15 protein-coding genes are annotated in these 19017 nt (G+C 32.6%); 8 read left to right on the top strand and 7 right to left on the bottom strand.

Going from position 1 to position 19017, the window contains the following annotated elements; all coding sequences use genetic code 11:
• Positions 1 to 67 precede the first annotated feature (67 nt).
• From NNL09_RS22095 to NNL09_RS22085, 3 genes are read left to right on the top strand one after another with little or no spacing between them, the layout of a single operon-like run.
• Positions 68 to 2188: a M1 family metallopeptidase gene (locus NNL09_RS22095; RefSeq protein WP_196911348.1), complete on the top strand. Its 2121-nt coding sequence runs from the start codon at positions 68 to 70 to the stop codon at positions 2186 to 2188.
• A gap of 8 nt (positions 2189 to 2196) precedes the next feature.
• A complete protein-coding gene (locus NNL09_RS22090; protein ID WP_196911347.1) occupies positions 2197 to 3090 on the top strand; it encodes a patatin family protein in 894 nt (297 codons plus the stop codon).
• A gap of 1 nt (position 3091) precedes the next feature.
• Positions 3092 to 4015, top strand: coding sequence for a patatin family protein (locus tag NNL09_RS22085; RefSeq protein ID WP_025667815.1), 924 nt, complete (start codon positions 3092 to 3094; stop codon positions 4013 to 4015).
• 35 nt (positions 4016 to 4050) lie between these two features.
• Here the strand turns inward: NNL09_RS22085 and NNL09_RS22080 are convergent, their stop codons facing one another.
• Entirely contained in the window at positions 4051 to 4569 is a 519-nt protein-coding gene (locus NNL09_RS22080; RefSeq protein WP_025667814.1) for a hypothetical protein, read from the bottom strand.
• Between the two features lie 379 nt (positions 4570 to 4948).
• Here NNL09_RS22080 and NNL09_RS22075 point away from each other — a divergent pair, with 379 nt between their 5' ends.
• Together NNL09_RS22075 and NNL09_RS22070 are read left to right on the top strand one after the other, a co-directional pair.
• Entirely contained in the window at positions 4949 to 6106 is a 1158-nt protein-coding gene (locus NNL09_RS22075; protein ID WP_035096878.1) for a hypothetical protein, read from the top strand.
• Between the two features lie 19 nt (positions 6107 to 6125).
• Positions 6126 to 7217 carry a trypsin-like peptidase domain-containing protein gene (locus NNL09_RS22070; RefSeq protein WP_035096876.1) on the top strand — a complete coding sequence of 364 codons (1092 nt, stop codon included), beginning with the start codon at positions 6126 to 6128 and terminating at the stop codon, positions 7215 to 7217.
• Between the two features lie 50 nt (positions 7218 to 7267).
• Here the strand turns inward: NNL09_RS22070 and NNL09_RS22065 are convergent, their stop codons facing one another.
• The 5 genes from NNL09_RS22065 to NNL09_RS22035 form a co-directional block, all read right to left on the bottom strand.
• Entirely contained in the window at positions 7268 to 8830 is a 1563-nt protein-coding gene (locus NNL09_RS22065; RefSeq protein ID WP_025667811.1) for an FMN-binding glutamate synthase family protein, read from the bottom strand.
• Positions 8831 to 8840: 10 nt separating this feature from the next.
• Positions 8841 to 10094, bottom strand: a complete 1254-nt coding sequence (locus NNL09_RS22060) for an amidohydrolase (protein ID WP_370540764.1) — start codon at positions 10092 to 10094, stop codon at positions 8841 to 8843.
• A 140-nt stretch (positions 10095 to 10234) separates the two neighbouring features.
• A complete protein-coding gene (locus tag NNL09_RS22055) occupies positions 10235 to 10774 on the bottom strand; it encodes a DsrE family protein (protein ID WP_196911346.1) in 540 nt (179 codons plus the stop codon).
• Positions 10775 to 10911: 137 nt separating this feature from the next.
• Positions 10912 to 13287, bottom strand: a complete 2376-nt coding sequence (locus NNL09_RS26230; protein WP_196911345.1) for a PKD domain-containing protein — start codon at positions 13285 to 13287, stop codon at positions 10912 to 10914.
• A gap of 269 nt (positions 13288 to 13556) precedes the next feature.
• A complete protein-coding gene (locus NNL09_RS22035) occupies positions 13557 to 13844 on the bottom strand; it encodes a hypothetical protein (protein WP_051473707.1) in 288 nt (95 codons plus the stop codon).
• Between the two features lie 428 nt (positions 13845 to 14272).
• Here NNL09_RS22035 and NNL09_RS22030 point away from each other — a divergent pair, with 428 nt between their 5' ends.
• Together NNL09_RS22030 and NNL09_RS22025 are read left to right on the top strand one after the other, a co-directional pair.
• Entirely contained in the window at positions 14273 to 16603 is a 2331-nt protein-coding gene (locus tag NNL09_RS22030) for an ATP-dependent helicase (RefSeq protein ID WP_025667807.1), read from the top strand.
• A gap of 75 nt (positions 16604 to 16678) precedes the next feature.
• Complete coding sequence (locus NNL09_RS22025; RefSeq protein WP_025667806.1) at positions 16679 to 17299, top strand: L-threonylcarbamoyladenylate synthase; 621 nt, start codon at positions 16679 to 16681, stop codon at positions 17297 to 17299.
• Between the two features lie 17 nt (positions 17300 to 17316).
• Here NNL09_RS22025 and NNL09_RS22020 read toward each other — a convergent pair whose 3' ends face one another.
• Positions 17317 to 18039 (bottom strand): phytanoyl-CoA dioxygenase family protein, encoded by a 723-nt coding sequence (locus NNL09_RS22020; RefSeq protein WP_196911344.1) that lies wholly within the window; start codon positions 18037 to 18039, stop codon positions 17317 to 17319.
• Positions 18040 to 18123: 84 nt separating this feature from the next.
• Here NNL09_RS22020 and NNL09_RS22015 point away from each other — a divergent pair, with 84 nt between their 5' ends.
• On the top strand, positions 18124 to 18990 hold the full coding sequence (locus NNL09_RS22015; protein ID WP_196911343.1) for an AraC family transcriptional regulator: 867 nt from the start codon (positions 18124 to 18126) through the stop codon (positions 18988 to 18990).
• Positions 18991 to 19017: the final 27 nt, after the last annotated feature.

Genomic DNA, 19017 nt, shown 5'->3' with positions numbered 1-19017 from the left:
ATCTAAAATTTGTAACATAAACAGACTAATTTCGTTATTTTGGCAGAACATTTGATTTACGTGTAGTATGAAATTTATTTTAAGCTTTTTAATACTTGTTTTTTCTTCGATCGGTAATGCTCAGGAAGTAGCTTCTGTGCAACCCCATAATTCTAAAAAGGAACAAGCTGATGTTGATTTTAAAAATGGTAAAGTCGATGTGACTGTAGATGCTAAATCAAAAAAAATAAAAGGAAAAGTAACATATACTTTTAAAATAATAAAGTCTGTGAAATCTGTTTTTGTAGATGCTCAGCATATGGTAATCAGCAAAGTGTCTTTAGATGATAAAAATGTAGATTTTAAGTATGATGATAAGAAGATTATCATAAATTCTAACTTTAAAAGAGAAAACGAGTATCAACTCGTGATTTACTATGAAGCTAAACCTAAAAAGGCACTTTATTTTGTTAAAGATTATGAAGGTAATGATCAGGTATGGACACAAGGGCAAGGAAAATATACCTCTAATTGGCTTCCCAGTTTTGATGATATGAATGAGAAGCTTGAATATGATCTTACGATTAATTTTAATAAGGGGTACGAAGTTATTGCTAATGGAAAACTCACTAAAACAGAATCGATTAATGATTCTATCCAAAGTTGGCAGTATGATATGCAACGTCCCATGAGTAGCTACTTAGTTGCTTTTGCCATAGGTAAATATGATAAAGTAGTAGAAACTTCGGCAAATGGAACTCCTTTAGAAATGTATTATTACCCCAAGGATAAGCATAAATTCGAGGCAACTTATAAGCATAGTAAACAGATTTTTGATTTTTTAGAAAAAGAGATTGGGTTTTCGTTTCCCTGGCAAAATTATAAGCAAATTCCTGTTAAAGATTTTTTATATGCAGGTATGGAAAACACAGGAACAACTATTTTTTCTGATGCCTTTATGGTTGATGAAACAGCATTCATTGATCAAAACTATATTAATGTCAATGCACATGAGTTGGCACATCAATGGTTTGGAGATTTGGTAACTGAAACTGAAGGAACACATCATTGGCTTCAAGAAGGATTTGCAACATATTATGCATTATTAGTAGAAAAAGAAATTTTTGGAGATGATTATTTTCAATACAAATTGTATGAAAGTGCAGAACAACTCACCGAGCTATCCAAAACAAAGAACGCAACATCACTTTTGAATCCCAAAGCAAGCTCTCTAACATTTTATCAAAGAGGAGCATGGGCCATTCATGCATTAAGAAATTTGATTGGTGATACTAGTTTTAAAATTACAATTCATAATTATCTCGAAAAGCACAAATTTCAAAATGTTACAACTAATGATTTTATTGCAATGGCTTCGGCCGTGAGTGGTAAAGATTTGAAAGCATTTAGGCAATTATGGTTAGAGAATATAAAATTCCCTTCGCAAGAAGCATTAGATATACTTGCAAAATCAGATTTCATTAAAAATTACCTGGGTCTGGCACAAGAGCGTACTCAACCTATGGCTGGAAAATGGGGGACTTTGGCTAAGGCATTAGATTTTCCTACAAATGATTACATTGGTCAGGAAGCTGTATATCAATTAGAAGGGAAAAACTCTCCAGAGATTATAGCCCTGTATGATAAAGCTTTTGAGACAAATAACATTTTTGTACGCCAGGCTATTGCCAATACATTAAGTACAGTTCCTAAGGATTTACAAGAACAATATGAGTCTTTGCTAAAAGATACCTCATATGCTACCATAGAGCCGGCGCTTTATCATTTATGGACTAGTTTCCCAGAAAAAAGAAAAGAATATTTGGATCTTACCAAAGAAATTGTAGGTTTTAATACTAAAAATATTAGAATGTTATGGTTAGTTTTAGCATTAAACACAAAGGATTACCATACCAGCGAACATCAAAAATTTTATCTGGAACTATCGGGTTACACATCGTCAAAATTTGGATTCAGTACTCGTGAGAATGCGTTTACTTATTTAGAAAGTTTACAAGCTTTTTCTGATCAATCCTTAATAGACCTTGTTGATGGAGCTACGCATCATAATTGGCGTTTTAGGAACTCTTGTAGAAAAATTCTGGATAAAATACTCAAGGATGAAAAATATAAAAAGAAATACGTAGTTTTATTGGGTAGTTTACCAAAGAATCAACAAGATTTTTTGGAAAAAAAATTAACCCCATAACATAAAACATGCGTGCATTAGTAATTTCTGGTGGTGGTAGTAAAGGAGCTTTTGCAGGTGGTGTTGCACAGTATTTAATTCAGGATTTGGGTAGAAAATATGACCTGTTTATAGGTACATCTACCGGAAGTCTTTTGGTATCACATCTGGCATTATCAAAAATCGAGGAGATCAAAACTTTTTATACTTCAGTAAACCAATCTTCAATATTTAAAAGCTGCCCGTTTACTATTAAAAAGAAAAGAGGATATACTAGTATCAATATTAATCATTTTAATGTACTATATAATTTAATTAAAGGAAAAAAATCGTTTGGTGATAGTAGAAATCTTAGGAATCTGATAGAGAATGCTATTTCTGAATCGTATTTTGAAGAACTAAAAATGGGAGAAAAAGATATTGTTATTACAGTAACTAATCTTTCTGCTAATGAAGTAGAATATAAATCAATAAAAGAATGTACATATCAGGATTTTTTAGATTGGATATGGATATCTTGCAATTACCCGCCTTTCATGAGTTTGGTGAGAAAAAACCATTGTGATTATGTTGATGGTGGTTTAGGATCAATGGTACCTATTGAAGAAGCAATAAAGCGCGGAGCAACAGAACTCGACGTTATTATACTCGAAACAGAAATTAATTATTTAAATAGAATGCCTACCAAAAACCCCTTTACCTTAATTACAAGTATGGTTGATTTTATGATGGATAGGATAGAACATCAAAACATTCGAATTGGTAAATTTAAGGCAATAGAACACGATGTAGCAATGGATCTGTATTATACTCCTACTGTACTGACTACGAACTCATTAATTTTTGATAAGGAAAAGATGACAGAATGGTGGACAAAAGGTTATAAATTTGCAAAGAAAAAGAACATTTCGAACCCACTATAATATGCGAGCACTAGTAATATCAGGAGGAGGAAGTAAAGGAGCTTATGCCGGTGGTGTAGCGCAATATTTAATTCAGGAGCAAGGTAAGAAATATGACCTGTTTCTCGGGACTTCTACCGGAAGTCTTTTAATTTCGCAATTGGCTTTGGGTAATATCGAGAAAATGTATGATATCTATACCAATGTTAACCAACATACAATTTTTAATGTAAATCCTTTTGTAGTTAGAAAAAAAGGAAATAGAGAATTTGTATCGATTAACTTTTTTTCTTCACTATGGCAATTTATTAAAAGAAAACGAACATTTGGAGAAAGTAAAAATTTACGACGTGCTATACGCAGAAACTTTTCTGAAGAAGAATTTAAACTAGCACGTACAAAAGTTGAAGATGTTGTAGTTACCGTTTCTAACCTCACCAAGAATAGTACAGAATATAAATCGATTAAGGATTTTTCTTATGAAGATTTCTGTGATTGGGTTTGGATATCCTGTAACTATGTTCCTTTTATGAGCTTGGTAACCAAAGACGGTTGTGAATATGCAGATGGTGGTTTTGGGTGTATGGTACCTATTCGAGAAGCAATACGAAGAGGAGCAACAGAAGTTGATGCCATTATTTTGGAGTCAGAAAACATGGAGCATAATAAAGTATTGGGTAAAAATCCATTTTCGCTTATGGTAAACCTATTTAGTTATATGTTAGACCAGGTCGAAGGCCATGATACGGTATTAGGTAAATTAGCAGCGATTAACAAAGAAGTTCCTTTAAATCTATACTACACACCATCTAAACTTACAGAGAACTCATTGATTTTTAATAAAAAATTAATGAGTAGCTGGTGGAGACAAGGTTATGAATACGCAGCTCAGAAAGCAAAAACTGCAGAAGAAAATAAACTTAAAGATATAGATCTTGCAGGATAATTCTTTTGAAGTAGATTCTTAAATAAGACAAATTTTTAAAACAAATCACCAATTTCTTCTTTGATAATTGCAATTGCAGTATCACTAGGAGCACCTTTCTCTATAAGCTCTGTAAGAATTACTTCTCTCATCTTAATGGCCGAATCTACGTCTTCTTTTAGTGCGGTTTTTCTAATTAAAGCGATAGTTGCATTTTTAGATGCCTTAAGTGTATTCCAGCATTCATCAGAAACATAGATCTGTTGGGTAAGATTATGTTCAAATTCCTGATCAATTGTATGAATTAATAAAGACTCATAGCTTTTTTTGTCTTCTGCAACCGGAGCTATTCTTGTTAATAGATTACCAGGTGAAATTCTTTCTAAAAATAAAACCATACGTTCATATGCTTGAAGCCTAAGTGGTAACGATTGCTTTTGATGTTCTCTATGCAAAAGAAATCTACGACGTTTTTCTTCATTACGAGTATGAAGACTAAAAAAATAGAATGAAATAACCCCTACAATCACTGCAGGAATAATATTAAAAAGAAGATCAACTATTTTGGATTCCATATGTTGTTATTAAATATAAGTGTAGATTACTATCTCTAGACAAATAAATCAAACTTTTTTGATTTATCTATCTAGATTTACAATAAATTTATTTTTTCCATAAAATTTATACTTTGCTTCCTGAAACAAATAAATCAAAAGGCATTTTTTTCACTGAAAATAGGGATGTGTATGCTAAAGATAAATTCTAAGTTTGTTCCGTAAGAAAGAGTACAGCAAATTTTCATATATCAATGTCTTTTTAGAAAAAAATAAAGCTTTCTTGACTCTTTTGTTAGGTTTGTTTTTTTGTTTACATTTAAATTCTTAGAAAATAGAGACTTGTTGCACTCTTTACTAATGGGAGAATAACATAAATATTAATTATTAATCTGTTCTTATGAAGGAAACTTTAAGTTTTGACGAGACCCTTATGTCATCTTTAGATACTAAGATTACCGTTTCAAAATGGGATGACACCAAGGAAGCATATAATCAAAAACGATACAAAGATGTTGTTTTAAACTTGTTTGATTATCTGGATTTAGATATTAGAAAAAAATATGGCAATGCAGATGAAACCTATTTTAAGATACCTCATGGCTCTATAATTGTAGAAATTAGTATTACAGATACACATTTTAATGTTAAAGCACCTTTTCTAAAAGTAGGTGAAAATCAAAAAATCCCACTATATAGAAAAATTGCTGAGGTTAATTTTTCCCCCCTTAATTTATCGCAAATCAAGCTAGATAATGATCAGCTTAATTTTTTATATAGCACTCCTTTACACCTTTGTGAGCCTTTAAAAATATATTATGTTTTAAAAGAAATATGCCATAATGCAGATAACTTTGATGATGAATTTATTAGTTTGTTTGATGTAGAACAATTACATGATCCACATATTGAGAATTATAGTCAGGAAGTTTTGGATACGATTTGGGAAAAAATCAATTCTTATTTAAAAGAAGCAGACCAATATATAGAATACTTTGATCAGACCAGGGTGGGGTACTATAATTGGGACATTATTAATATTACATTAAAACGTATAGATTATCTCATGGCTCCTCATGGTAAGTTGAGAACAGATATCGAAAATCAAGTAAATGATTTGTATTCGCAAGATGATATGCAAAATCGAATTCAGAGAGGAAAAAAGTTTTTGGATACATTGAAAAATAAAAATAAAGAAGAACTTTTAGCAGATTTCTATATTTCAGAATCATTCGTTCCCACTAAGATGCGAAGTGAATTAGAGCATATAAAACAAAGCTGGGAACGACCTTATGAAAATGCAAAAAAGGAAATTCAGAATAAACAATATACAGCAGCGACATTAACACTACTTGTTGCTTTTTATGATTTTTACTATTATAACAACATCCCAGAAGATATAAATTTAAAAATGGTGAATTCACTTAAAAATGCAGCTGGTAAGGAGTGGGAGGCATCAGCGATATCACTGTTTAATGGGATGGAAAGTATTTTAAATGGTAAAGCAGTACAAACTTCGACTCCTAAGAAAGGATTCTTTTCTAAGTTATTTGGTTAGATTATAAATGAAAAAAATTATGAGCAATTTAGATTCTTTAAAAGAAGCAACATTTAAAATACTTACCTCAAGAGGTACGGGGAGTGGCTTTTATATAAAAAGTAAAAATATTATTCTTACTAATCATCATGTTATTAGCGGTTGTAAAGAGGTCGCTGTCGAAGATGATCATCATAACAGAATGCTGGCAAAAGTTATTATGACAAATCCAGATATTGATATTGCAATACTCAAAGTAGAAGGGGAGTTGAATATAGATCATGGTTTTTCTGTAGATAATTCTTTAGAACTTACCAGGCAAGAAAAAGTATTTGCTCTTGGGTATCCATTCGGAATGCCATTTACTATTACAGAAGGTATTGTTTCGAATCCAGAGCAACATATGAACGGGAGATATTTTGTGCAAACAGATGCAGCAATAAACCCTGGGAATAGTGGAGGCCCATTAGTGACGCAGGATGGAAGATTGGCAGGTATTAATTCTTCAAAATTCAATAATGCAGATAATATGGGGTTTGCGATTCCGATTTCTGAAATTGAGCAGGCTATCGAAAGTATTGAAAATAACCCTGAATTTAAGTTTTCCCTACAGTGCTCATCTTGTTCTGGTCTCACATATGTCGCACAAGATTACTGTAATAATTGTGGGGCAACATTATCTAAGGATGTATTTGATGAATTAGAACTCAATGAATTTTCAAATTTTATTGAAGATTCTTTGAAACAATTAGATATTAATCCTGTTTTAACAAGAACGGGTCAGGAGTTTTGGGAATTTCATCAAGGAAGTTCTCAAATTAGGATTTTTGTAATGAATAGAGAGTATCTCTATCTAACTTCTCCTTTAAATAATTTACCAAAACAAAACCTTGAAAAGTTATATGAATATTTAATTTCTAGTGACCAAGGACAATTTTCATTAGGGGTATATAAGAATACTATTTTTATATCTTATAGAATTAGTATCACCGATATATTTCAGGATGAAGCTACCAAAAATGATATTAAATTAAAAATAAAGGAACTCGCATTAAAAGCCGATGATCTTGATGATTTCTTTGTAGAGGAATATGGGTGTACTATGAGTACATATGCTAAAAAAGTAAGTTAATCATCTAATGTTATTTTCTGGTTTGTATTAGTTTAGATGATAAAAGAATTCTATTTTTGGTTAAAACCACCAAGGTATGTACATTCTTTTAAATCTTTAGCACAGGTATATTCAACAGGAGTTTTTGCATATTTAAACGAATCTTCTAATGTTTTGGTGAGTTCTCCATCATCAACATTAAGATCCACATCTTGCATTGTAAACTGACAAGGATGCTCATATCCAGCAGCATGAGTGATCTCTGTAAATTCTTTTCTAAATGTTTTAAAATACTGTGCCAAACGATCAGATTTTAATGGGATATCAATTCCTTTCTGTAACCATTTGCTCTGAGTAGCTATTCCGCTGGGACATCGATTAGTATGACATATTTGTGCCTGGATACAACCAATACTCATCATAGCTTCACGAGCAACATTGATGCAATCGACACCCATGGCAAAGGCCATTGCTGCTTTTGCAGGAAAACCTAGTTTGCCACTACCAATAAAAACTACTCGATCTGTAAGATTATGTTTTTGAAAAATTTTATAAATCGCTGTAAATCCATATACCCAGGGAAGAGATACATGATCAGCAAAGCTTGGTGGTGCAGCTCCAGTACCACCTTCACCGCCATCAATAGTAATAAAATCCGGACCTCTATTGGTTTTTACCATTAGTTCTGCAAGGAGTTCCCATTGTTCTGTTTTACCAATTGCAGCTTTAATCCCCACAGGAAGCCCCGTCTCTTTGGCAATATCCTCAATAAGTTGCAATAGTTCTGGGACATCAGAAAAGGCTTTATGTGCAGAAGGAGATAATACATCTTTACCCACTTCTACACCTCTTATTTTTGCAATTTCAGGAGTAATCTTAGCGCCAGGTAATACACCTCCTTTTCCAGGTTTTGCTCCTTGTGATAATTTGATCTCAATAGCTCGAATAAAAGGGTTTCGGGTTACCAGATCTTTCATTTTTTTCATTGAAAAATTACCATTCTCATCGCGCACCCCAAAATATCCTGTTCCAAAATGAAAAATAACATCACCACCATTACTATGATAAGGCGAAAGTCCACCTTCTCCTGTATTATGATAGGCATTCCCTTTTTGTACGCCTATATTAAGAGACTCTATAGCTCGTGCAGAAAGGGATCCGAAACTCATTGCAGAAACATTAATAACAGATCCAGGTCGATAAGGTTTTTCTCGTTGGTTGTATAAACCCATCACCTTTGCGCAAGGAAGAAAAGATTTATCTTTTCTATTGGGGTGATCCTTCTCCATCTTATATGGGATCATACAGTTTTTTACAAAAATATGCTGATGCAAATAAATATCTCTATCTGTACCAAAACCTTCATAATTGTTTTCATTTTTAGAAGAAGCATATACCCAACCTCTTTCAATTCTATTAAATGGAAGTTCTTCTCTATTATTAGCAACAAAATACTGCCTTATCTCTGGACCTATACTTTCTAACAAATACCTTAGATGACCTATAACAGGGAAATTATGGCTTACTGTATGTCTTCTATTAAAAAACACATCGCGAATTGCAACTAGTACAAGCGCAATAATGATCCACATCCACCAGGATATTGAACCTAAAAAATTAAATACACTTTCCATTTTATTTTATCTATTGCGCATTAAGATAATCAATAGTTAATTGTGACATTACTTTAACTCCTAATATTAACCCGCTTTCGTCTATAAAAAAATCAGGTGTATGATGAGAAGCGGCTTTATTGGTTCCAGGTGTTTTTCCTCCTAAAAAGAAATAAAACCCCGGTACTACTTCCTGAAAATAAGAAAAATCCTCTCCTCCTGTAGTAGCCTTTGATAGGATAACATTTTCTTTACCAGCAATACCTTCAATAGTTGGTAACATCTTTTTTACAAGTTCGGGATCATTGTATGTTATAGAAGTATTATTTTGAAACTTAATAATAGCTTCGCCACCATATGCTTTGGCAATAGCAGGCACCATTTCATTCATACGACGAATAATAAGGGATCTCATTTTTGGATCTAAAGTTCGTACAGTACCAATCATTTCAGCACTTTCAGGAATAATATTAAATCGTACACCACTAGTAATTTTACCTACCGTGATTACTGCAGCTTCATTTACCAGAGGAGATTCTCTACTTATAATAGTTTGTAAACCATCAACAATTTTGGCCGAAATCAGGATAGGATCTACTCCTGTCCAAGGAGCCGAACCATGCGTTTGTTTTCCTTTTACATTAATAACAAATCGTTCTACTGCAGCCATGGTTCCTCCTGGTTTGTAACGAATTTTTCCAACTTCCGTTCCTGAATTGATATGCAAACCAAAAATTGCATCTACATCTGGATTTTTTAAAACTCCCTCTTTGATCATTAATTTGGCACCACCTTCTTCTCCCGGTGGTGGTCCTTCTTCTGCCGGTTGAAATATAAATTTAACCGTACCATTTATTTTATCTTTATGTTTTGTTAGGATTTCTGCTACTCCCATTAATATAGAAGTATGGGTATCATGACCACAAGCATGACTAACGCCAACTTCGGTGTCCAGAAAAGTAGTCTTTACAACAGATTTAAAAGGTATATCTACTCGTTCGGTTACTGGTAATGCATCAATATCTGCTCTTAGTGCTACAGTTTTTCCTTCTTTTTCTCCTTTAAGAAGAGCTACTACACCAGTTTTAGCAACATTTTCGGTTACTTCTAAACCAAGACTTTTTAAGTGTTTTGCAATTTTCTTGGCAGTTTCAAATTCTCGATTTGAAAGCTCTGGGTTTTGATGGAAATCTCGTCTCCATTCAATTACTTTGGATTCTATTTTTTCTGCAGCAGTATTAATATCTGGATCAATTTGTTGTGCCTGTATGGAACAAAAGATCATTAAAAAAATAAATAAAAGAGATGATGGTTGTGTTTTCATGCGCTTGTTTTAGTGTTTAAAAGAGGGTCACAGATAACCTAAGGCGATTAAAATAATCATGTTGTGATATGAGGGTTATGATCATATTAGTTTCATTAAGTTTAAAAATTAATAAGTCTGTAGTTTTCGTTTTGTAGTTGTACCAATGCTGTCATTGCAGATAATGCAATCTGTATTTCGGGTAGCGTATCGTCTTTAGAAATATCCCGATATGCAGCAGTCTGCCCACACAAAATTAATTGCACTCCTTTTTTTGCTAAAGCAGAAAGAAGTGGAGCATTGGGGTTATCAATATGGTATTTGGCTTTATACTTTGTATTGTTTACAATATCATTTGCTGCCGAACCATGAATTACTAATGCAACCTTTAACTTTTCGAGTGGTACGCCAGCATCGGCATGCATATTAAGATATCTTGCAGCAGTATTAAAAAGAGGATTTACTTTTGAGCTGTCTTTAAACGTTCTTCCAACATCAAATACAACTTTTAAATCATGCTGTATTTTAGTTTTAAAATCCGGTTCACTAACTGTATAGGTTTTACCGTATTCAGTTATTATTTTACCTTCTTTAGATTTTTGTTGAGAAAAAATAAAAAAAGGAAGTAAAATAAAAATGTAGGATGCTATTCTGTTTTTCAAGCTTTAATTTTTGCTTCTAAAGATATTCAAAAATCTATTAACGGAAAGTTAAAATATTATTTTGATTTTTTATGCAAAAAAAGCATACCCCCCAAACTAATGAAGATATGCTTTGATAATTCTTATTATTTATAGGTCTATTGTCTTACAAATTTACCAAGAGGTTTGTTATTAATTAAAATGATATATAACCCATGAGAAAGTTCTGATATATCCATTTCGGGAGTAGGTGTAGTATCAATTAGTACTTGCCCTTGTATGTTAACGATTCTTACAGAATGATCATTTATCGTTATGCCATCTATATGTAATATTTCATCATCATTAACCGGGTTGGGGTAGTAGGTAAATGTTTTGTTCTCCTGACCCAAATTAAGTAAGGATTGATCAACTTCAAATGCTTTAGAAATTATACTGCAACCAGCTTCGTTAAATACTTTTATAGTATGTTCTCCTACTTCTGTGGGTAAATATTCTGCTTGATTAGCATCGTTAATAGGTTCGCCTTTATAATACCATTGGTAAGAAGAAAATTGAGATGGTACAAATAGCATATGGTTTTGATTTACCGCTATCGCTGGTTCTTCTGGGTTTTCTGATACAATTGCTTTTACTTCTGTTCTTGTTGTTGTAGTACAGTTACCAATAGCTCCTTCTATGTAATAAGCCTGAGTAGCATCTAGTGCAGGAGTCTCAAAGGATAATCCAGATGCGATACTGGTACCTCCGGTTGCAGTGGTATACCACTTATATTCGCTATTTCCTGATATAGTTATAGTTACAGATTCCCCAGCACAAACATTTTGATTTGTTACAACAGGGAGATTAGGAAGATTTATAGAAATAAAATCTGATTTTTCTTTAATGTTATTTCCAGAATCATTAGTTGTCGTAAGGGATACAGTATAGTTTCCATTAGTTGCATAAGTATGTGTTGGGTTTTGTTCTGTAGATGTTTGACCATCTCCAAAATTCCATAAATAAGAACTTATTCTATTGGTAGAAGTGCTTTGAAATTCTACTACCGAACAGTTTGTAGTTGCTTCGAAATCTGATAATGGAGGTTGTTTATCATCTCCGGGGATATAATTACCCGATATAGAATAATTACCCAACGAAGAGTAATCAGAATACCCATTGGCTAATGTTCCTTCACCCACACCGTCAATCTCAATATAATAAATTCCTTCTGTAAGGTTTTGATTAATAGATGCTGTAAGTCCGTTTGGATCAGAAAGTGCTACTTCCTGGCCAAGTTCATTTAGAATTCTTGCCTGGATGTTTAGATTGGGATAATCGGGATCGGGATCAAAAGTCAGGGATACATTTCCGGTTTCTACTGCAAAGGAGAAAACATCTTTATCATCTCTAGTACTAATTAGTCCAAAATTTTGATCGGCACTTACTGCCCCAGAAGGAGCTACTTTAAGTGCAGTAGCTTCATTGAAGGTATTACCATGGTCATCATTTTGAAAACCAACACCGTTTCTATTATTTGAAATGATTGCGATATCATCCTGAGTATTTGTTGCATCGGGATATTCTCCGCTACTCCAATGCCCTAATGTTCTACTAGCACTCCATCCCATAATTGGGCTCCATTCTCCATGTCCTGAGTAGTATGTTGTACCTGGCTTGCCATCATGTGATAGTCCCAACGTATGGCCGACTTCATGAGATCCTGTCTCTCCAGCAGATCTTGTTCCTAAATTATAAACCCAGCAAGGGTTATTGCTATTCGACGAAAACGAATTTAAGTAAGCAACTCCTCCAGAATCTGGAGCAGCATCTTTTGTAGTCGTAAAAATGCACATCATTCTACGATTTCTGGGAGCTGCATCAAAAAGATCTCTTCTGGTAGTAACGTTTAGATTAAATGGACGAAAATCTTCGGCCATGATTTTCCAAACTTTGATTATTTTTTCGTCAGAGAAATTAGGAGATTGCGCATCAATTGTAGCACCACCAAGCCAACTTGTGTTAGAAACTAATTCTCCATCAAAATCAAGATAAATAATACCAGGTGCTCCCGGAAGGCTTTCTAATTGAGGCGCTGCTTTTGAAAATGTAGTTCCGGGGTCAATGTCTTTTGTATTTGCTTTTTCAAAATCTACACAAAGAATTGTATTGATATCGGTTTCTTTTACAAATACCTGACCATTGGATTCAGAATATAAAGTATATGCTTTTTTTAAATCATGAAGTATGATATTTCCTTTTAACGAATTGTTCGTTTTGGTAAAAGAAAATGAAGATAATGAATGATTATTAATAGTACCTATTAATGTAAGATCCTGATCGGTCTGATTTTGAACATTAAGTTTAAAAGAAAAAGACTGGTTATTAGCAATTTTAATTACTGAAGACCTACTTTTTTTTGGGTTAATCAGGTCATTTATAAAATTTTGTTGATTATCTGATATGAGGTATGATTTATCAGACTGACCGTAAGTATTATATCCTCCTATTATCATTATAATAAGAAGAAAATACTGTACTGATTTTCTTTTCATGTTGAGTTTGATTATTAAGTAATTATTTCGACTGCAATTTCTACTACAACTAAATATTCTTAGTTTTAGTATAATAAGGTGTAATATAGATCAAAAATATCAATAAGATAAAGCTATAATATCTATGCATTTAGGTAAAACAAAAACAGCATACACGTATTTCTATATTCAAAATACGTATATACCATTTTCGGGATCTAAATTTAGAATGCTAAAAATTAACTGTATATCTAGATTTAGAAATAGTGGCGTCTATACATAATACATAATTATGAAATGCTTATGATTCTTTCTAACGGAATGATTGTAGACTGTTTTAAAATAACTTCTTTATCCGTTATTCCCCATATAGTAGTTTCTACTCTTTTTAAACCTTTATCATCTACGAAGACAATTCTTACTTTATGATGTTCTAGATTTCCTAAAGAGAGGGCTCTTTGTAATTCTAAGAATCGATCTATTTGATCTTTTCTTTTATTTAAAACATCTTCTTTGGGGAATTTTAAAAACTTAATTTGCTCTTTTTGTACCATTTGTACATTCATGTTTGGGGCCATAAGTGCTGAGTTTGGTTGAATTTTTATTTTAATAAAAACTAGTGTTTACTTTTCGTTTCTGCTAAATATAGTACATTTTGTCCTAAAAAAATGCATTTAATCTATATTTTTTATTAAAAAGATATCAACTTGTAAGAATTCTTATTGTTGATAATCTTAGTTAGATAGATACTAATTTCGTTTGTGTTTTAATTCTAATGAATAATAGATATTGTATTATATATCGCTGTTAATTATAAGATATTAGGTGAAATTCATTTTTCATTTACCAATTGATTGTTAACGATATACATGATAATTAGTCAATGTTGAAAAGATATTGGTGTTCGATAAAAGTTATTGACTATGATTTGTTTACAAAAAATGCAAAGTACGTTTCCATAACCGTAGTTCTTTCCTTAAATTTCGCCTTTAAATATAATGTTACTTTGGAAGAATATTTAGCAGAATTAAATGATGCACAAAGAGCGCCTGTACTTCAGGTAGATGGTCCCATGATTGTTATTGCGGGTGCTGGCTCGGGTAAAACGAGAGTACTTACATATCGTATTGCTTATTTGATGCATAAGGGGGTAGATTCTTTTAATATACTATCCTTAACGTTTACTAACAAAGCGGCCCGCGAAATGAAAAAGCGTATCGCAAGTATTGTTGGTTCAAGCGAGGCTAAAAATCTTTGGATGGGTACGTTTCATTCAATATTTGCAAAAATATTAAGGTTTGAGGCTGATAAATTAGGTTACCCGTCTAATTTTACAATTTATGATACTCAGGATTCCCAGCGATTAGTAGCTTCTATAATCAAAGAAATGGGACTCGATAAGGATATCTATAAATATAAACAGGTATACTCCCGTATTTCTTCATATAAAAACAGTTTAATAACTGTAAAAGCATATTTTCAGAATGCAGAACTGGTAGAAGCCGATGCTATGGCAAAACGCCCTAGGTTAGGAGAGATTTATGAGCATTATGTAGATCGTTGTTTTAAGGCTGGTGCGATGGATTTTGATGATCTTTTATTAAAAACGAATGAGTTATTGAACCGTTTTCCCGAAGTACTTGCTAAATACCAAAACCGATTTAGATACATCTTGGTAGACGAGTATCAGGATACAAATCATTCTCAATATCTTATAGTAAGAGCATTATCAGATAAGTTTCAGAATATTTGTGTGGTAGGAGATGATGCGCAGAGTATTTATGCTTTCCGTGGAGCGAATATTAATAATATTCTTAATTTCCAAAGAGATTATGATAATGTACAGCAATATCGATTAGAACAAAATTATAGATCTACTAAAAATATTGTAGAAGCAGCAAACTCTATTATAGATAAAAACAAAACCAAACTGGATAAAGTAGTTTGGACTGCTAATGATGACGGACCTAAGATAATTGTAAATCGATTATTAACAGATGGAGATGAAGGTCGATATGTTGCGAGTTCGATTTTTGAAAACCAAATGCAACATCAGCTAGGTAATGGGCAATTTGCAGTATTGTACAGGACCAATGCACAATCCAGGGCTATAGAAGACGCGTTACGTAAACGAGACATAAAATATAGAATCTATGGAGGACTTTCTTTTTATCAGAGAAAGGAAATTAAAGATGTATTGGCGTATTTACGATTAGTAATTAATCCTAAAGATGAGGAGGCTTTAAAGCGAGTAATTAATTATCCAGCCAGAGGAATTGGTGCAACAACCGTAGATAAACTGATAGTTGCAGCAAATCACTATGATCGTTCTATTTTTGAGGTGATCGAAAATCTAGATCGTATTAATTTAAAGATTAATAGTGGTACTAAAACTCGATTAGAAAACTTTATTAACATGATCAAAAGTTTTCAAATCACTAATGAGACTTCTGATGCATTTGTGTTAGCAGAAATGGTGGCTAAAAAAACAGGATTGCTACAAGAACTTAAAAAAGATGGTACTCCAGAAGGTATTGCCAGGATCGAAAACATAGAAGAATTGCTTAATGGTATACGTGATTTTGTAGAAGGACAGAAAGAAGTAGCGGATGTAAGAGGGGCATTAGCAGAATTTTTGGAAGATGTAGCTTTGGCCACAGATCTGGATCAGGATACAGGAGATGATGATAGAGTAGCATTGATGACTATTCATTTAGCAAAAGGTCTAGAATTTCCATATGTGTATATCGTAGGAATGGAAGAAGATCTTTTTCCATCTGGAATGAGTATGAATACTCGAAGCGAGCTCGAGGAAGAACGGCGCCTGTTTTACGTAGCATTGACACGAGCAGAAAAACAAGCGTATCTCACCTATACTCAATCTCGTTATCGATGGGGTAAACTGGTAGATGCCGAACCTAGTCGATTTATTGAAGAAATAGATGAGCAATTTTTAGAATATATTACACCGATAGAAAGTTATAGATATAAACCATTAATTGATTCTGATATTTTTGGAGAAGTCGATAAGAGTAAACTAAGACTTAAAAAACCGGTTTCTGGGTCACCACCATTAGCACATAAACCTACAGAAGAACAATTACGTAAACTAAGAAAACTTAGACCTACATCTAGTGACACGACCGATGTATCATCTAATACAAATCTCTTTGATAATGATCTTATACCAGGGACGGCAGTTGAGCATATGCGATTTGGTAAAGGAAAAATTATTAAAATTGAAGGAGTTGGACAAGATAAGAAAGCCGAAATTCATTTTGAAAAGGGAGGGATTAAAAAATTATTGCTTCGTTTTGCAAAGTTGAAGATTTTATAATATTGCTAATTGCTTAAGCTAAGGATTAGTTTTTTATACTGTATTTTATAGTATCTTTATTTACAATCACTTTATATGGCAGAGTTCATAAAATTATACAATGAAAACCCAAACCCACGTGAAATACAACAAGTAGTTAATTGTTTACGTAATGGAGGATTGGTTATTTATCCTACAGATACGGTATATGGCTTAGGGTGTGATATTACAAATAATAGAGCTTTGGAACGAATTGCACAGATCAAAGGTGTAAAACTAGCAAAAGCTAACTTTTCTTTTATATGTAAAGATTTAAGTAACCTTTCTGATTATGTAAGGCAAATTGATAATGCAACATTTAAATTATTAAAAAGAACGCTTCCGGGGCCATATACCTATATTCTTCCGGGGAGTAATAATTTACCTACGGTTTTTAAAAAAAGAAAAACGGTTGGTATTCGTGTTCCTGATAATACCATTTGCACAACTATCGTAGAAGAATTAGGAAATCCTATTGTATCTACTTCGATATATGATGAAGATGAAGTAATAGAATATACTACAGACCCAGAATTGATATTAGAAAAATGGGATAATCTGGTGGATATGGTGATCGACGGTGGATATGGTGATAATATACCATCTACAGTTATTGACCTTACCAGCGGAGAGCCAATATTACTTAGAGAGGGTAAGGGGAGTATTGATATTATCTAGCTTAGATAAAAAGCTTTTTATGAACGTTGCTTTCTTACACCAGTATGGTCTATTCCCTGGTTTCGTTCTAATTTTATCATTTCTTTTGGTCTAAAATTTAGTATTAAAGCTCTTCGTTGACTATTTGTAGTATTTCCTTTGCTATAATGTAATGTAAAACCATCATGAAAAGTACATCCGCCAACCTGTAAAGGAACAGGTATCGCATTAGTTGTATCAGTATCACAATATAAAGCTCCTCCATTTGGTAGATTGTTATGTTTTAATATGTGTTGATCTGGTACCGGAAGAAACCACATACAACCATTACTCTCATACACATTATCTAAAGCAATCCAACAACTTACAGCTCTTTTATCGGGCAAATTTATCCAATAAGCAGCATCTTGATGCCATGGGGTTGGAGTATTAGTGCGAGGTGCTTTATTAATAAGCATGTCAAAATCTAATTCCATATCATCTCCCAGTAATTTTTTTGCGTAGTGTAATGCCTTTTTATATGCGATATGATCTAGTATTTTTGGTATTACCAAACTTGGCCTCATGATCTGGGTGATCCGTTCAATTGCTTTACTAGTTTCATCCAATCCTGCCAAATCACTTCTTAAGTGTGTTGTTTTTTCCTTATCATTCAATACACCATTGTAGATCTCTAATAATTTTTCGGCTTCTGTGTTATCAAAAAGTTGATCTATTTTGGTATACCCGTTAGTTAAAAATTCATTTTTTATAGTGTTCATTTTATAGTATTGATTTTATCCAAAGATGAATAAAACATCTTAATAAATCTTCTAAATTTGTACTACCTTATTTTTTTATACAAAATGAATATAAATGCAGAAGAACGTATAGTACATTTTTTACCAGATTATGGTATTAATGGTTGTTTGCAGTTTGGATATTATAAATATTCTAAAGCACAACCCCAATTACCGATACATGAACATCGCAATGCTATAGAGCTATGTTTTTGCATTAAGGGAGAGCAACATTATGTAATTGGTGAAGAATTATTTCAGTTGCACGGCAATGATATTCTTATTATTCCTCCTAATAAAGAACATGGTACTGGCGAATATCCTGAGGATAAAGGAGAGCTATTCTGGCTACAAATCAATTGTTCTGATAAGCGAGATAGATTATGTAATTTATCAGAAGAGCATTCAAAATACCTTCTAAATGAGTTAGAGAAAACTTCAGAACAGGTTTTTAAGGGAGCATTTCAGATCAAATTTATCCTCGAAAAACTTTTAAATGAACTGAAATCAAGTAGTACTATTTTATCAGAAATTACCATAAATCAACTTATTGTTCAGGCTATATTAGAAATATTGATTCTTTCAAAGAGAAAACAAGATAGTCCTCCTTTAAAAAGATTAAATGATATCGATACTTATATTTTGAATAATTTACACCGTATCATCTATGTTGATGAACTAGCAAGTATTTGTAACGTTTCTGAGGGATATTTTAAATTTTGGTTTAAAAACATCAAGGGTATTCCGCCTAAAGAATATATAAATAGGTTAAAAATCGAGCAGTCAAAAGTTGATTTATTGAAGAAAGATAGTATTACTATGGTAGCTTTTGACTTAGGATTTAGTTCATCACAATATTTTTCAACTACTTTTAAAAAGTTTACGGGGCATACTCCAAAAACCTATATTTCTATACAAAGTAATAAAGCATAGTTTTTGATTTAGTAATACCTCTTTAGA

The organism is Aquimarina sp. EL_43 (genome assembly GCF_943422735.1).
Lineage (GTDB): Bacteria > Bacteroidota > Bacteroidia > Flavobacteriales > Flavobacteriaceae > Aquimarina > Aquimarina megaterium.
Note: the sequence above shows the minus strand (reverse complement) of the source record. Positions and strands in the feature narration are given on the sequence as shown.

What these genes read in the sequence shown, in the direction of transcription:
- NNL09_RS22095 (WP_196911348.1), top strand. Translation starts at nt 68, where the DNA reads ATGAAATTTATTTTAAGCTTTTTAATACTTGTTTTTTCTTCGATCGGT.
- NNL09_RS22075 (WP_035096878.1), top strand. Translation starts at nt 4,949, where the DNA reads ATGAAGGAAACTTTAAGTTTTGACGAGACCCTTATGTCATCTTTAGAT.
- NNL09_RS22090 (WP_196911347.1), top strand. Translation starts at nt 2,197, where the DNA reads ATGCGTGCATTAGTAATTTCTGGTGGTGGTAGTAAAGGAGCTTTTGCA.
- NNL09_RS22025 (WP_025667806.1), top strand. Translation starts at nt 16,679, where the DNA reads ATGGCAGAGTTCATAAAATTATACAATGAAAACCCAAACCCACGTGAA.
- NNL09_RS22020 (WP_196911344.1), bottom strand. Translation starts at nt 18,039, where the DNA reads ATGAACACTATAAAAAATGAATTTTTAACTAACGGGTATACCAAAATA.
- NNL09_RS26230 (WP_196911345.1), bottom strand. Translation starts at nt 13,287, where the DNA reads ATGAAAAGAAAATCAGTACAGTATTTTCTTCTTATTATAATGATAATA.
- NNL09_RS22060 (WP_370540764.1), bottom strand. Translation starts at nt 10,094, where the DNA reads ATGATCTTTTGTTCCATACAGGCACAACAAATTGATCCAGATATTAAT.
- NNL09_RS22085 (WP_025667815.1), top strand. Translation starts at nt 3,092, where the DNA reads ATGCGAGCACTAGTAATATCAGGAGGAGGAAGTAAAGGAGCTTATGCC.
- NNL09_RS22035 (WP_051473707.1), bottom strand. Translation starts at nt 13,844, where the DNA reads ATGGCCCCAAACATGAATGTACAAATGGTACAAAAAGAGCAAATTAAG.
- NNL09_RS22065 (WP_025667811.1), bottom strand. Translation starts at nt 8,830, where the DNA reads ATGGAAAGTGTATTTAATTTTTTAGGTTCAATATCCTGGTGGATGTGG.
- NNL09_RS22015 (WP_196911343.1), top strand. Translation starts at nt 18,124, where the DNA reads ATGAATATAAATGCAGAAGAACGTATAGTACATTTTTTACCAGATTAT.
- NNL09_RS22070 (WP_035096876.1), top strand. Translation starts at nt 6,126, where the DNA reads ATGAGCAATTTAGATTCTTTAAAAGAAGCAACATTTAAAATACTTACC.
- NNL09_RS22080 (WP_025667814.1), bottom strand. Translation starts at nt 4,569, where the DNA reads ATGGAATCCAAAATAGTTGATCTTCTTTTTAATATTATTCCTGCAGTG.